The 16,734-nt window shown below is 68.7% G+C and carries 2 protein-coding genes; both read right to left on the bottom strand.

Translation table 11 applies throughout. The annotated features are described in order from the left end of the window. Positions 1–405: 405 nt before the first annotated feature. Positions 406–1,524 (bottom strand): hypothetical protein, encoded by a 1,119-nt coding sequence (locus ACFV88_RS33475; RefSeq protein ID WP_385495903.1) that lies wholly within the window; start codon positions 1,522–1,524, stop codon positions 406–408. 266 nt (positions 1,525–1,790) lie between these two features. Further along, on the bottom strand, positions 1,791–15,842 hold the full coding sequence (locus tag ACFV88_RS33470) for a hypothetical protein (protein WP_385495902.1): 14,052 nt from the start codon (positions 15,840–15,842) through the stop codon (positions 1,791–1,793). Positions 15,843–16,734 lie beyond the last annotated feature (892 nt).

Raw genomic sequence — 16,734 nt, 5'->3', positions numbered from 1 at the left:
AGTTGGTTCGGTCCTGGTCCGATCCGTTCGGACTCCCCTAAACTATGTTTTTGAGGTTCTCCATTCGATACCTGGAGCGCGTGAATACCGCCCATCACGGTTGCAAGACGTCGAGGGACTCCGCCCTCATGATCGAATCAGGTCACCGGCGGCGCGGCTCGCGATGGCTGGTTCATCCTCTTGTTGAGACAAGACGCCTCTCGACGGAGCGCGCTGCAGCGAGGGAGGATGGCGTCCCCGACTGCGAGCCGACCCGGGGCGGCCGGCGCAGTTGAGCAGCCGACGGACCGCAGATCACCGCCATGACCCCCTGATCCCGGACTTTGGAGGGAGAGGGTCCGGATCAGCCGTGTGAGGGGCAGCGCAGGTGCGGTCCCCGGACGGACTGCTCGAAACCCTGCTCGTCTACTCCTTGATGGAGAACTCGCCCTTGAGCCACTCGACCACCGTGGTGGTGTCGTACTCGTAGGCACTGCGGCCTACCTTCAACTGCCGTCGCCCCAAGGGGGTAGGAGCGCCTTCGCTCTTGAGTCGTTTGGCGACCCAGTCGTCTGAGCGTCTCGCCACTTGGGCCATCTCGCTGCGGAGGCAGGTCGCACCGACCTGCTGCGCCCACTGGTCAAGGTGGGCTGCGGTGAGGGGGCCCATGTACTGGCTGCCTCCCTGGTGCTCACCCCGGTAGAAGCGTGCAACTTGAAGTGCGTCGTACTCGTACTCACCCTCCCCATGACCGTCCTCTACCGGGTCGTTCGCACGACCTTCGGCGGTCAGGCTGTAGGTAACCCTGGGGACCAGTTCCGCTGCACCTCGAGCAACCATGGCGGCAAAGTTGGTGCGGGAGACACCGACCTTGATGATGTCGTCGATGGGCAAGGAGTGCGGGTAGCAGCCCCTGAGCAAGGCCCAGGCGAGGTGCTGTTTGGTTCCGTCGCGTGGCGGATTCTGCCGCCCCGCCGGCGTGAGCCGGTAGCGGACTTCCCGGGTGCGCTCGAGCATTCCATCGTGGGCAAGCCGTTCAAGGCTGAGCTTCTTGACGCCGTGGTTGATCAGCGTCTCTTCAGGGACGGGCTCGGACTGGCTACCTTCGATGGCGGTCTTAACCGTCCGCCATACGCTGCGTACGCCAGTCGGCTGAGGAAAGCCGTCGCTGGATGCGGCCTTGTGAACTGCGGCGATGCTGACCTTACGTAGGTTTGCGATCTCGCCAGCTGTAAGGCTGAGCCCGGGAGTGTCGGGAATCTGCCCGAGTGCGTCGATGATCTTTGGCCCGGGTGCGGTGCCGGCCTCGTCCGCGGCGAGCTTCGCCGTGGTGTAGAAGGCGGCGAATTGGTCTCGGTTGAAGCGACGGGCTCCGCGGGGGCCTTCGAGGTCGACCTCTGGGGGGAAACCGGGCAGATTCCGCCATCGCCGGACCGCGTCAACGTCGCGCAGCGTCACGTCCGCGATCTCCTGAAAGGTGATGCGTTCGGGCAGTGCACGGAGCCGCCGAGCGAACTGGTCACTCAAGCTCGGAGTGCTGGACATCGTGTGCTCCGTGTGCCGATTCGTCGCTTGGGAGGGCAATTCTGTCCGCCGGCGGTGGCTCGATGCCCTGGCGCCGCTGCGCCCCTGCACCGAGCCGTAGGCCTGCCTTCGACGCGCCCATATCAGATGCAATCTAGCTTGGCACTGGCATCTGGTGCAATGACGGGACGCGGCGTGGTCGCACGCGACTTCGGTGCTGCAGGTGCAGCCTGCCGAACTGTCGAGTCTGGCTGCTCAGTCGCGCGGCTCCCGTGAAAATGTGTCTGTCACGCGGCACGTCCAGGTCCCCCGGGCGCAGCGGCGGGCTGCGCTGCCTGTTGCTGCTGCTCTGAGAGTTTGATGGCTGTGCGGCTGTCCGTGCGGAGCGAAGCTCCGCTTGCAGCTGTGCGGGCGGCCCGCGAGGCCGTCTCGTCAGCCAGGCGACGCGCGGCAGCGCACACGTCTGGGCGGTCTGCGACGTGGTGTGATCGGGGGGTGGTTGGTGACTGCTGTGGGGCCAGGTTCGGGGGCGACTGCGGCTCGTACGCAGCCGCCACGGTGACCAAGAGCTCCGCCTGGGCAAGGGTCGCGGGTACGGCGGCGAGATCCGTGGCCCGCCTGCGGAGGTGGTCCCCCAGCTCTCGGATGACCTCGGTCCGCCGGGAAGGTGTAGTGGGGTAGCCGGCGACACGGCTCCCGTCGGGGATGAGTCCCTCGGGGGGCTCGCCATGGTGGATCTTGTAGCGATTGTGCCAGCGCGCTCGATTGAGGATCCACTCCTCCTGGAGGGAGTGTCGCTGGGCCAGAGGGAGGCCGGGTGTGGCCAGTTGGGTCTCGATGAGGCGCTGGGTGCTGGCGTAGATCTGGAGTCGCCGGTCGCCGCGGGGGGCGAGCAGAGGCGCGGCAGGTTGTAAGCGGCTACCACGCAGGCGTTCTGTGAGTTCCTCGATGCGTTGGCTGGCTGCCGGAGCTTGCAGCCGGGCGGCGAGTTCTCTGAGCCATTCCGCGGTGCGGACTAGGAGGTCGAGGGCTCTGTTCAGGAACGTGGCACGCTGACTGGCGTGGATTCGGTCCAGCTGAGGCAGTGTCTGGTCGATCTCCGCGATGAGTGCGCCGAGTTCCGTGCGAACCTGTGGAGTGGTGCGCGGGGAATTGTTGATCTCCCCGATGGGGGCGTCGAGGTCCGCTCGGGCACGGGTCAGGTCCGTGGACAAGCCCTGTCGGACTGGCTTGGCTTCCTGCACTGCAGGTGCGTCGGATGAGACGATGTCGGCGCCGCTTGCCAAAGCAGCCAGCGCTTCGAACAGTTCACGGAGGGCGGCGATGTGCCCTTCGGACGGGTCGAGGAATCCGTCGGCCTGGTCCTCGGTAGTCGGGGGCGAGGCCTGGAGGTCTTGTTCCTCCGGGACGGCGCCGCCGTCAGCTGGCGTGTTGGTTCCCTCTGGACTGAGAGCCCATTCAGTGCGCGGCGGCTCCGGGGTGGGGTCGGCGGGGGCCTGGAGGCCGGACTGAGGCGCTTCAGTGCCAGCGGGCCCAGGCTGGGGGACGGGTTGAAGGGTGCCCTCGCGCAGTGCGGGGGGTTTCGGCCGGTCTGGGACTGGCGCCTGACGCTGGGAACCCGATTCTTCTCGGGCCAGGGGTTCAGACGTGACGCGGCCGCCGTCATCCGTTTCGGTGGGGACTTCGGTTGCGGGGACGGCCGGCTGGGGTCCGTCGGACAGACCTGTTCCGCCGTGGTGAGGTGCGGCGTGGCGGGCTGTCGCGGAATCTGCGTCGCCGCTGGCGCTCGCCGGATGCTCGTCGTCGGCCTCCCTCTGCCCGTACGGCTGGAGGATGCGCGCTTCGACTTCATGGTCCTGCCACTCCTGCTGGCTGTCATCGCTAGCGGGCGCTGCGTTGCCGTAGAGGTTGACCAGTACGGGTTCGGCGAGGTGTGCCCAGGTAGAGACCGCGTGCTCGAAGTCTAGTGCGGTGATGCGGGAGAGGTCCGAGTCGGAGATGACGGCGATCGGGATGGAGGGGTTGGTGGTGTCGTCGGTCAGACCCAGATAGAGCCACCGGGACCCACTCCGGGGGTCAGTTTCTCCCGGCGGCTCGGTGCTGACCACGTGGAAGATGGTGGTCCCGTCGAGGTCCGCGAGCCGGGTTGGCGCCGTGGGCGCGTCCTCGCTGCTGAGGGCCGATCGGGCGAGCTCGTACAGTGCAGCTTCTTGAGTCGGATCGGCTTGGGTTGTATCCGGGCCGTCGGGTTCAGGCCGCTCTCCTGCGGCCGGCGGCGTTTGGTCGGGCGATGGTTCGCGAGGTTCTGCGGTGGGCGCGGCGTCTGTCGTGGCGGCGAGTGCCACCAGGTCTTTGCCTCGGGCTTCAAGGTAGGGCAGGAGCGGCTTTGCCCCATCGGGGGTGTCGACCCAGGTGTCCGGGGGAAGCGAGGCACTGCGGGCGGATTCCCAGAGGTCTCTGACCTGTTCAGGGAGGGTAGCGGCGGCAGCAGCGTCGGCGATCTCCTGGGCACGATGGTGCTTGTCTGGTTCGGGGCGTTGCGAGGAAGACGCCGGTGTCGCGATCTGTTGGCCCGTGGTCGTGCGGGGGGCTGCGGGCTGGCCTCCTTCGGGAGCAGTTCCGTCCTCTCCAGGGCGGACCGCGCCGCTGTCATAGGCGGCTTGCTGGTCTGCGGGTGTCACGACGGTGTGCCCGTTGCCTGCGGACTCCGGTGCAGAGTCGGAGCTGGCAGGTCCTTGACCAGGGATGGCCGTTTGTCCCTCTGACAGGCGCTGGGGCTCCTCGGCGGATGCCGTGGATGGGCGGAGCCGGACCAATACATCGGGCTGCTCTATGACCAGGTCCTCGATGAGAGGGTGACGCTCTTGCTCCGCTGTTACCAGGCGGATCTGGCAGAGGCGGATCGAGTAGGTGTCGTCGTCGCGTGCGCTGAGCTTGGCTCGAATTCGGGATCCGGGTTCGTGCAGTCGTGGATGTTCCAGGGAGTTCAGCAGCTCGGGGTCTAGGTCCGTGGCTTCGAGTTCCACCCAGGCGCCCTCGGGGACGGCCCAGCCGGCCTGAAGGTCTGCGTAGGCCGGTCCGTTGGCGGTAATCGGCTGTGTGGTGTCGCTTGGGATGGTCATGTTGCGTGCGAGGAGGACGGTGTCGTCCGTGTCGAGGACGAGTGTGACGAGTCCGCTCGTGCTGATGGTCCGGCTTCGGATCTCGAACTGCCTGAGTTCGTCGTCCATCTCGAGCAGGACCTGGTCACTGGACTCCAGTTGGTCCGCCCACTGGTGGCCGATGGCCGCCTGCGGCCGTCGCATTCCTGATTCGAACTTGAGGTATTCCGTGGAGACGTGCGAGTCACCACGACCGTGGGATCGGTCGAAGCCGGCACGTTCGCCGAGGAGGGCGAGGTACAACGGACCTCCGTCCTCAGCCCGCCAAGTCTCTGCTGACGCGGGGAAGGCGGGAGATGCAAAGTCGACGGTCCCAGGACCGCCATGGCAAAGGAGGGTGGTGAGGCGCTCCGCGAACTCCTTCGCCTGGTCGGCATCGGGGAATCCCGCAAGGGGCCATGGCGGCTCACCGTCGAAGCCGTAGATGTACTCGTTGGGCCAGATGACCGTCGCGGTGGTGGCGGGGAGGAGCTCCCAACTGCGGTCGTTCAGCTGGTGCAGCGCAAACTGCCCGTCCGCGATCAGTCGGAGTGTGCCCGGGTTGTGGACCTGTCGGCCTTGTGGGCCCTCGGCCCAGAGCTCTCGGAGCAGGCGCGTGGTGATGGGACGACCGTCCGCGGGGGCCGCTGCGGCTGGGTGAGCTGTCGGGTGCGTGATGGTGACGTTTGCAGTTGGTTCGTGTGTGACCTTCCTGGCTCCGCCGCGGGGTCCCGCCAGGGTGAATTCCAGTTCGCGGCTGGCCCGCACCCCTGGGCCGGCGGTGCGGACGGCTTTGACCTCGAGGTACTCGGTGCTCTCCTGGCCTTTAGTACTGCGGGTTACACCCAGGTGGTCACCGGGGCGCACGTGCCGCGCATGAAGGACGGCGCCGTCTTCGCCGATCGCCTCGGACCTGTCCAGGGCTTCCCAGCGCGCCGCCTCCTCGGGGTCGTCAACGCCGGGATAGCGGGGGGTGTCCCGGCGGCTGATTAGTGCCGGATGAATGATCATCCGACTGCCTCGCTCGTCGAGCACGACCTGCCACTCGCCGGTCCCGAAGGGAGGGGGAGCCGCCCCGTGCGCTGTAACCGGATGCGAGGACGCCGCCTTGCCGGGAGAGGACTGGTGCAGGAACAGAGGCGTGCCGTCGGCGTGAAGCAGCCTGCCGGGACGTAGCAGTGTGTCGGCCGGTCGGGCGAGTGGCACTGGTGTCCCGGAGTCCTCCACCGGTGCGGTGATATCAGCCGGAGACACATCCCCAGGGGTGGGCGCTGGGTGCGGGCTCGGTCCCGAGTCTGCCTCTTCGTCTACCAGCGGTTCGCTCGCATGAGCTCCGAGGGGATTCAGCGCTGAGTGGTTCCTGTCATCACGGATCGCCCCGTCCCGGACATCGGCATCGGACGAACCGCCCTCGCCGGTGTTCGGTCGGTCTCTGCCTGAGCCGGGTGTTACGACCTCCGTGTCGTTGGGGCGACCGCCTGCGTCAGTTGGGAGCCGATCCGCGACCCTGCGTGCTGTCGCAGTCTCCTCCTGCTCGAAAGCAATGTCCGGGGCGGTGACAGGCCTCGGGGCGTCCGGCTGAGCAAGGTCGAACAAGGCGCCCTGCTCCTTCTCGCGCTTCGGCGTCCCGTCCAACTTCAGGGCGCGGCCGGATCGTGTCGCCACAGCGGCCGGGGACTCAGCGGTCTCGGTCTGCGTGACGTCAGTTGCCGAGACGGGTGAGGCATCGTCACCCCCGGATGCCTCCGCCTGTACCTCCAGGTGGGCGGCGAGCGCGGACAGCCTTTGGGCCTGGATGTCGAGCTGCTGGCCAAGGTCGTGGAGGGGGCGGCCGATGTGCCCCTGGTAGCGGGCGACGGGACCGGCCTGGGCGAAGACCGGTCCGAGTGCATTCCGGGCCGCAGTCATCGCCTCGGCATTGGATCGATACGCCTCCGCTCCCCTGCCCTCAGGGGAAAGACGCCTCATGACAGTGTGCAGACTCCGAAGCTCAGGCTGTGGTCCGCCCTCGTCAGGCCACTGGAGTGCCACAGCCTCCTGAAGGGCCTGGTAACTCTCCAGAACGGTCTGTGTGTCCGCCAGCACCGTGTCGTGGCTGGTGTGCTCGCCGAACAACGGGGCTACGTCCTTGGGTAGACGGCGCTCCCTCGGCACCACGGAGAGCCCACTGCTGTGGAGTCGGGTGAAGCTGTTCTCGGCGCCGGTGACGACATCGCGGGTGAAGAACGTGGTCGCTCCGCGAGGGTGACTGGCGTAGGCGACGGCAGTGACGGCCGCACCCCTAGCGCCGACCTCAGCGACCAGGTCGCCGACCCTGATAGCCGTGATGCCGCGCAGTTCCGGGTAGAGGTCCTTGCGGTGGCCGGCGGGGGTGAGCAGGACCTGCTCGGGCATGGCCTGTACGGCGATGTCTCCTGCGGCAACTTCGTCGCCTGCCGAGTCGCGGACTACCGCGTCGAGGAGGATCGCACTGCCGTTCGTCCCTAGTGAGGCTTGGTAGCCGGGGAAAATGTGGCCGGTGATCGTCAAAGGGCTGGGCGGCTTCCGGTCGGCGATCTGCGGCTCGTCGATGTCGTCCAGTGTGAATGTGACCAGGCTGCCAGGCCACAACGTGCCGCGGTGGACGGTACGGCTCTCGCTCGACGACGGTGCTGGCGGTTTGAGGCTGTCCTCTAGGTTTGTACCGAACAGCCCGAGCTGTTCCGTCTCGCCTGTGTCCTGGGGAACCTCGCCTTCCCCTGCCTCGAGGAACTGCAGGCTGGTGCGATCCCCATTCGTCTCACTGCCGCCGGCCGCCATCTCCGGCTCTACCGGAGAGGTGTTCTCGCCTTGGGTTTCCCCATCCTCTGCGGCTGATGGCGGTTTGGAGTCTTGGATTTGCCTCGCGCCTGAAAGCTGTGGGACCTCTTCGGGGGTGAGGTTGGCGGTGCCGTCGTTGTCTTGCCCGCCGGCTACCGAGCTCGGGGCGGCAGCGTCCCGCTCCGTGCCGCGATTCCTCAGCTGGGAGGCGGCCTGCTCGATGCGTTTCGCGTAGTTCCGGTAGGCCCGTGCGTCCTCCGGGTCGGACTCCAGCCCTTCGCCGCCCTCCAGCATCCACGCCCATTTGAGGAGAGCCTGGTGGACCTCGATCGGCCCCGTCACCTTGAGCCCACCGTTTCGGCTTGGCGAGGCCTCGACGAGGGCCTTCCGGGTGTCCGGGTCCTCCATGGCTGCGGTTTCTTCGACGTGGAGGAAGTCGGCCAAGGGCCGCGGCATCGTCAGGGTGACGAAGTCCTCGGGCTGATCCCATGCGTGCCTTAGAGGTTCGCCCTTGTGATCGCGGCCCTCGGCGGGCGGCTGCTTCGTGTCCGCGGGGGCTGGTTCGGCGTCCAGCTCGGCGATCGCGACAACGTCGATTGCGGACATCTCCTGGTGGTGGGCCTGACGGTGCGCCTGAACCAGTGCCTCTCCGGCGGGGGCGCGGTCGGCGTACTTGGCGACGCCGGTGCGCTCGGTCCAGCCGCACACACACCACGCCTCGACCCACTCCTGGGTCGGTCCGCCGTGGGTGACGGCCACCGCGTGCGACACCCCGTCGGCGACCGCCGTAGCGTGGAGGCGGAGCCGTTCCAGCATCGGCGCCCATGCGGACATGTAGCCGTCGACGGCGGTGCAGGATGCGACCAGGGCCCCCGCCTGGTCCTCGATCAGGAGCGGCGCCAGGCCGCCGGAGGCGGTGCGGCCTTGCCACTCCCGGCGGACCGTGTACGGGGCGCCGGTCTCGGCCGTGATCGTCCAGGAGCCGTCAGGGTGGTACTGGATCGACTCCGACTCCCCAACGTCCGGCAGTAGCCACAGTCCGGCGTCGTACTCCATGCGGCGGGCGGCGGCGAACCCGGCGGCCACGTCTCCGCCGGCCTTGGCAGCGTGCTCAGCGACGGCCACCAGTGCCGCGTCCTTGCCCTCACCGGAACCGATGCTCATAACGTCCCACCGGCCCGACGGCTCTACGCCGTGCCACCACGCCTGCCAGATGATCCCCCGCGCGCCCTTGCCCTGACAGTCGTGGGAGATCTCGTATTCGCCGACGGTCAGCCCGGGGCCGATGACGGTGAATTGGTACGTGGACGGCTCCCCACTGCGGGTCTGCGGGGTGACAGCCAGCGCATTGACGTCGACGACCTCGGGCGCCTCCTCAGCAGGCTCCGGCGCCGCGTCGCTCTCTTCCACCCCCGAACCGTCGAGCCCGAGGGTTGCGACGGCCGCGCAGGCGGCCTCGTTCGCCGCTTCCATGTCCGCGCGTGCCGAAATCTCCGTCGGCTCGTAACCGGCCGCAATCGCGGCTTCGGCCGCTTCACTGGCGACGGACGCCCACTCCGACGCCTCACCCGCTGCTTCCTCCGCCTTGGCGCGGTCTCCCGCCTCCAGCTGCCGGACGGTCTCCTTCCCTGCCGACTCCGCCCAGATCCGAGCCGAGAATGCGCGCCCGGCCGCGCCCTGCCCGGCGACCAGCGCAGCCCGGTCCTGGCGGGCCGCGACCGCCTCCTCCGCCGCCCGCTTCTGTGCCTTCGCGTCCCCACCCGTGGCCTTCACCTCCGCTCGCGCTTCACGCTTGGCGCGATCGTCCCCCGCTTCGCACGCCTCGGCGACGATCTGATCCGTCAAAGCCTGAGCGGGCCACGGGGCGGTTTCCCCAGCATCCAGCGCGGCCGAGAGCATCTGTCCGGCAACCTCGGCGATTCGGTCAGGCCACTGCTCCCAGTGCAGGTTGACCACCTTCGGGTCCCCCTTGGCCAATGCCTGAACGAGGCTCTGAACGTCGCGGTGACCGATGCGCCCGTCCTTCTCGTTCAGGAGCCGGTGAGACAGGCATCGCGCGCACACGGTGTAGCGGCCGAGTTCGACCTCCTGGTCGGTGACGACGGCGACCGTGTATCTGGCGCCCGAGCGCTTCGCGCTGCACTTGCCGACGTACGGCGCCGACGCATCACAGTAGGCGTCCGGCGTGTCGGCCATGTCGTCCGTGAGCTGGGCCACGACGCGCAGCCGCCCGTTCGGAATGGCGTCCTGGGCCATGTGCCAGATCTGCCACTCAGCGACGTACTGCCGGTGGTCGGGGCCTCTGCGAGACCAGTCCTCGCCGGTGTGGCCTTGCGCGCCGTCCGGGTCGGTCAGGTGCTCCCAGCCCCACCGCCAGGCCGCGATGAGGCCGATGCGGCCGAACCGCCGGACCAAGAGCACGCCTTCTTCGAGCTGGACGCGGTCCGTGGTCGTCTCGAACTGGGGGGTCTGCGCGGTCAGATGCCCGTACTGGGCCCACAGCGACGCGAACCGTGTACGGGTCGCCGAGTCCTCACGGATCCGTGCCAGCACGTTGCTGAGGGGCCGGTCGTCTATGTTTGTGGCCCACCAGTACGAGCCGTCAGCGTCGTGGCCGGCTTCCCACTGGTCCTCTTCCGGAAGGCTGTACGTCACGGGGCGCAGCCGGAATGTATGCCCGCCCGGTGTCGTCAGAATCCAGCCGGCCGCCGGTTCGCGCTTGTCTGTGAATGTGACGGGGACGATCGTCTCGCCAATGGTGAGCGCTGCCCGAAGTTGCGCCCCGCGCCCGTCTGTCTCCGCGTCCCCGGCCGCCTCTTGGCCGTCCGGCACTGCGTCTGCCTGGGGGGTGTCGTCGCGGCTGGCGTGTACCCCGGCTGCTGCCAGTTCAGCCGCCGCCGTCTGCCGCTCCAGCTCACCCGACGGCGCTGAGGCGTCTGCCTCTGTCGGGATGTCGTTCGCCTGCTCCATTTGTTCGGCCGCCATCTCAGTGCCGGACAGGGATGCGGTCCGCTCGCGCTCCGTCGCCCGGGCCGCCTCGTCCTGGGGCGGCAGGCTTGTCGACGCACCCTCCTTGGCTGCCTTTGGGTCGTCCCCGTCCTCCGGCACTCCCTCTTCGAGGGGCGCGGCCTGCGTCGCCTGCTGCCGCGCCGCGCGGCTGGCCTCATACGCCTCGGCCGCCGGCTGGTCCCTTGTCACCGGGATGCGGATAGCGAAGCCGGCCGTGCCGTTCTCGGACGAGACCAGGACGCCTCGCGACCACTGGTCGCGGTCGACTGAGGCGGCCAGGCCGCGGACGGCCAATGCGTCGTCAATGTCCCAGTCGGTCAGGTCAGCCATGCCGGAGGGCTGCTCACCGTTGAGGCCGCGGGCGCGCAGCGGGAAGTACCCCTCGTGCACGGCGCCGCACTGGCAGACGATACGGCCAACGACGCCGGGCGACTGGTGAAACGCGATAACCTCGACGGTAGCGGCGACCTGCCCGGCGACGTCCGCAGTGCATGCCGTTTGCCGGGCCTCCTCGGCTCTCGTGGCGTCCTCGAAAGCGCACCCGTAGAGGTTCAACGTCTCCTCACGCCCAGACTCGGCGCGCTGCGCAGCGTCTTCCACCCGCACGCACTCGGCCACGTAGTCCTCGAGCCGTCCGGCATCCCGGTAGATCTCCGCCGACTCCGCGTAGCGGTCGGCGTCGCGCTTCGCACGGTGGACGTCGTCGTATGCCTCACGGCAGAACCCAACGGCCGACCACACGTCTTCCGCCAGTGCGTCAGACTCGCGTACGCACTCCCCGCACGCTTCGGCCCGCTCCACATCCCCTGCCGCGAGCACCGACGCCTCATGCACCCGCACACGTGCCGTGGTGAACCGCTCGACGGCGGCCGCCCACGCCTCCTCCTCACGTCCAGACAGCCGACGCGCCTCTCGCGCTGCCGTCAGACCGTCGAGCCCCTCGTCGTCCGCCTGTTTGATCTTCTCGGCCCGCTCAGCCGCGTACTTCCGATCCCACACGAGGGCGTTCCGGTAGTGGTCCACACCTGCGTAGGCCCGCGCCGCCGTGTCGTACGCCTCCCACAGCTCCGGCGCATGCTCGGCGAGCCCGGCCGCTCGGGGGCGGTAATGGTCGCCGTGCGGGTGCTTGACCCACTCGGCAAGGTGCTTGCGCTCGTTCGCCGTGGCGAAGCCCTCCGGGTTCCGGCGCAGGGCCGCGATGTCGGCAAGCAGAGCACGAGTACCTCGGCCCACTGGGGTGACGTCGTCATCGTCCGGGGCGACTATGTGCTCACCGACCGCCAGGGCGAACGCGACGGCTGCCGCGTCCTGCCGGTCGCTCGCCAGGTTCGAGGCGGACGTGTACCGCAACGGGAACGACACCTGACGGCCGTTCGAGCGGGCGGCCTTTTCGGCCCCCCATGCGTCGTACTGCGCGACCATCGAGAGGGACGCGTCACCCTGGGGGGCGTGGGCTACGTCGTGGTAGTCCGTGTAACCATCGAACCAGGCAGCCCAGTCGCGCGCCGGGTCCTCGAACATGTGGATCAGGGATCCGTACCCGCGCGCCGTCGGTTCACTTCCCTCAGTCGCAAGACGCTCACGCCATGCCGCCTCTTGCTCATTCAGCTGCTCCTGAGCTTCCGCGATCACGGGAGCGGCGAGTTCCTCGCACTCGGAGCGGTCGACGGCGCCGGCGACCGTCTCGGCCGCGTCGGTCACGCATTTGGTGGCGAGAACGATCAAGCGCCGCCAGGCAGCACAGCCGCGCGCATCCTCGCCGTTGGAGTTCGCGAGCCAGGCCCGGGCAGCCTTGACGGCGTCGCTGGCACGCCGCTCCGCTTCCGCGGCTTCTCGGTACGCGGCCCCCGCGATCTCGACGGCCCGGCGGCCGACCGGACCAGTACCGTCCAGAGCGTTATACGCGTCGCGGACATCCCCCAGACCGGTCGTGATCTTCGCACCCGCCGTGTTGAGCTCACGGACCCAGATGGCGGCATCCCGCCCCCACACAGTCCGACCGGATTCCTCCGCCTCACGACTCACGGGCATCTGAGCCGCGACGGCCGATCGGACCTCCTTGAAGCCGGCGGACGACGCCGACGACATGAAGCCGCCCTTGTCTTCCGACCACACCGCTATGTGCTCTGCCTCCTCCACCCCTTTTCGGACCATCACAAGCCCTGTGATCACGATCCGGCGTGTCCATGCGCGACCGGTCCAGTGCCGCTCCGCATGGACGTCCCAACCCCGTTCGGCCGCCTCATGGAAGAGCACGCCCGCATTGCGCGGCATGCCTGCCAACACCTGAGCGGACATTGCCGCGGGCTCTCCGCCGGTCGACTGCTCGGCCACCGTGGCTCCCTTCGTGATCTTGTCCGGCGACTTCTCACTGCGGTCGCCGGAGCTGGCGGTGGTTTCGACGGTCGGGGGGGCGGGTGCGGGTGTTGGTCCCGGTGTCGGCTCGGCGGGCGTGCGCAGTTCCGGGTCGTGGGCCGGGGTCACGGGTGAGGAGTTGTCTGAGTCCCATGCGCCGCGGCGCTCCCATCCGTGCGAGGACAGGACGGCATCTGCGGCTTCGGGTGTCAGAGAGGCAACCTCGAACGCGGCGATACTGTCGCTGGTCGCCATGTGTTCAGCAGCGCTGGTGTGCTCGTCTCGGGGACCGGTGACATGTACCCACAGTCCGGCCTTCCCTGCGTTGAACAGGTACGCCCGCTGGCTGGTCGCCTCGTCACGGATTGCCGGCGGGGGAAGCTCTTCGTTGCGGCCGGTCGCGGCCGGCAAGATTTGCCCGTCGTCCACCGTGGCACTCGCATCTACTCCAGGGTCGCCCACGGGTGCAATCTCGCCGTCGGCCAGGGCGCCCCCTTCACCCTCCCATCCCTCCATGCCACCTGGGTCCGACACCCCGGCGGGAGCAGGTGCCGACCATCCCGGCGTGCGCACCCCGAGTGTCACCGGCTCCGCTTTGTGCTGCACTGTTGAAAGGAGCGACGGTTCCTGATGAGTACCCGAGCCCCCAACCTTGACCGGCGCCGACCACAGCAACGCCCTCTCGGACGTCACCCGCCGCCCGGACACCCACGCCGCCGAGCGGTCCTCACTCCACAGGCCGTCAACCCACACTGCGAGCAGCTCGTACGGCAGCGGCTTACCTCTTTTGTCCGCCGTTCCCGCCACTCGCACCGCGACCGTGCCCCCGTCGCGCTGCATGGCCACGGTCCATCCGTTGGCCATGGACACTTCCGCGAGGCCCACGGCAGCCATGGGCAGCCACACCCCGGGGGCCGCCTCGGTCTCCGCCAGGACATCCCCCGCCGAGTCCCACGTCGCCAGGGTCGCGACATCCAACGGCGTTCCGGCCTCCGGGACCTTCGGTGCCTTCCAGGGCTTGGCGTCCAACCCTTTGGACGCGTTCACGATGGCGCGCCGCAAGTCCGTATCTGGGCCGTGGCCACCCATGCGGTTGCGGCCGGGAACGTCCTTTGCCGTCAGGGCGCGCCGCTCGTCCCGCGCGGCCACAGCGTCCCCGAGCACATCGACGAATGCCACGTACCCCGTGATCTGATCCGCTGGCACTCCTCCCGGAATCTGCTCTACGTCGTGGGAAGCGTCCCACGGCAGCGTGAAGACCATCGCCGCCTCGCCGTCCTCGGACAGCCACGCACCACGACCGGCCTGGACCTCCCCCGCATGCAACCGCGCCAGATGCGCTTCTCCCGCCGCTACGCGTTCCGGCGCCAGCCCCTGCTCCGTCACGATCGCGGACTCTTCCCGCTCCAGAGCGCGTACCGCGTCCCGCGCGTTCCGTGCCGCACGGTCTGCGGCAAGCGCCACGTCGTACGCGCGCGTACGCCAGTCACCCGCCTGCTCTGCGCCGAGCCACACGTGATCCCCGAGCACACCCGCGCTACGGCGCGCCTCCCGATCCACCTCCCGCATGTCCGCCGACCAGGCGGCACGCTCCCGCGCGATGAACTCCGCCGACTCGAGACGATCCCGCGCCGCCGCAAGCTCCCCGCGCACCGTGCGCAACCGCACGTCACGCGACAGGCGCACCATGCCCTCATACGGGCCGCGGAACGCAATGGGGAAAACGCCGCCCCCCTTACCGTCGCAGATCAGCAGCGGCCGGCCCCCGCCCGCCTGGAAGCCGCCTTCGGATTCCCACGCATCCACCCCGCCTGGATCCGACACAACGTCAGCCGCGTACAGGACTGGGGCGCCTTGCTCCGCCCGTACTGCGCCGCGGATCCACCCTGACGGCAGCACCGTGTCAGCGCACTGCCCGCACAGCAGGCGCCCATCCTCCACGGTCCACATGTCGGGAGCGTCCGACCGCATGCAGTGCGCACAACATCCCGGGACGGGCGTGTGCCCCTTCGTCACGTCCCTGTCCACCGCCAGCACACGGTGTAGACCTACCAACGCCGCCCACTCCGCTACCGGCGCCCTGCCGCCCTGGTAGGCACGCTCGTACGCAGGCCGCACTGCATCCGGGCCAGCAATGACCGGCCTCACCTGACCGGCGTCCGCCGCTCTGAGGCTGTGCTGGCGTGCTTCCTCTGACCGGTGCGCGTCATACGCCTCGACCGCTTCACGCGCCGACACGATCGCGGGCAGCACCTCGCGACGGATCATTTCAGCGGCGCCCTGAGTGTCTTCCACCTCAGCCGAGCGGCTCATGAGTCGCCTGACCTCACGCGTCGCCGACTCGGCCGCCTCGCGCGCGAGCACGCCACCGTGAGGCACGTGCCCACGCTCCATGCGGTCAACTAACCAGAGCCGAGAGATCACCTCACGGTGAGCCCGGCACTCGGCCATCACTGCCGCATACGCCTCAGCGGCCTCTGCTTCGGTCGCGGACCACATCCGCCCCGCTGGCGCAAAGTCCCCCAGCCACAGCACGCCGCCACTACTTGCCACCCAGTCGCCGAACCGCTTCGTCTGCTGATCCGTCGCCTGCTCCCACTGGCGTGCGTATTCGGCAGCGCCCGTCGCGTACTCCGCTCGCTGGGCCGCGTCCGCAGTTTCAAGCGCCGCGCGTTCCGCGGCCTCTCGAGCGGCAGTCTCCGCTGCCTCTACCACGGGGTCCACTTGCCTGACCCGAGCCTGAGACAAGGCACGCCGGAAGTCCTCCAGCGTTACGTAGCCGGTCAAAATTCGGCCGCCGAGCTCCGCCCCGGAGCGCTCGGTGTCGAACGTCCAGCGCTTTCGCCCGTCCTCCTGTGTCCACATCAGGGAAAGAACGGCAAGAGACTCCCCGCCTTGTCGGCTGTCGTGCGCCCTACCGGATGCCTCGCACTCCCACACGCCAAGCGACGCTTCGTCGTCCGCAGCGGCGACGGTTCCGGCTCTCAGCGCAACAGACCATCCGGCCGCCTCCGCCTCACGCGCGAACTTGGCCATGGCGGATGGAACACCATTGCGCCCGAGATTGGTTGTGTCCCACTGCCCGTAGGCACCGACCCACCAGGACCGGTCGATTGCCGTGCATGCCGGTGGTGTTACGCGGGTGACGAACCCGGGTTCGGACCCTTCCGGTGTGCTGGCCGGTGGCAAGGGCTGGCCCGCGCTCGCGTTGGCACTCACGTTGCACCGCCGCGCCGTTGTCCGGCGTTGACCCGCTCACGCACAGGGGAGTGGCAATGAGACGGGGACGAAAGTGTCCTGAGCAGCGGCATGTCAGCTCCGAGGTTCAGCGGCCGGGTGTCCGGCGTCCCGGGCCGGGCGTGCCTGGAGCCGGGGGTTCATGACGCGGTGCCTGACCGGTTGGGCGCATGTCGGTGGCTTCGGCCTGCTCTGTGACCTGGTGACTCCTTTCTCGCGACAGAAGCACCGCCGCACTTCCCAGGAGCGCGTTTCGCAGCCCCTCTGCGGCACGGTCCTGTTCTCGAAGCAGACGGGGGTGCGCGCTGCTGCCACGAGCGCGGATGGCGGCTGCGACCGTCTCGGCAAGGCGGTCGAGCACCACGCTCGCGGAGTTCTGGCCAGGTGCCGCGGCGGGATTCAAGGCAGGCACTACGGCCTGGAGAACTGCGGAGGTGGCCGTCCGCTCCAACGATCGGGTCGGTTGAGTAGCGCGGCGTAGAATCTCTGCAGCCTCAGCGGCTCCTGTACTGGGGCTCGCCAGGGCGCATATCGTCAGAGCCGTGGTGAGACGAGGGTTGGTCCCGGTGCTCTGCACTGGCCCCGTCGATTCGGCGCCTGCGGCTGCGGCTGGGAAGAGATGTTCAGTCAGTTCTCGCAGGAGGGTCGCAGCCTGGGCTGCAGCCTCGATGTCGTGCGAGGCCGCGGCCTG

The organism is Streptomyces sp. NPDC059816, from assembly GCF_042732055.1.
GTDB lineage: Bacteria > Actinomycetota > Actinomycetes > Streptomycetales > Streptomycetaceae > Streptomyces.
Note: the sequence above shows the minus strand (reverse complement) of the source record. Positions and strands in the feature narration are given on the sequence as shown.

Coding starts and splice junctions, on each gene's coding strand:
- ACFV88_RS33475 (WP_385495903.1), bottom strand. CDS start 1,524: ATGTCCAGCACTCCGAGCTTGAGTGACCAGTTCGCTCGGCGGCTCCGT.
- ACFV88_RS33470 (WP_385495902.1), bottom strand. CDS start 15,842: ATGGCCAAGTTCGCGCGTGAGGCGGAGGCGGCCGGATGGTCTGTTGCG.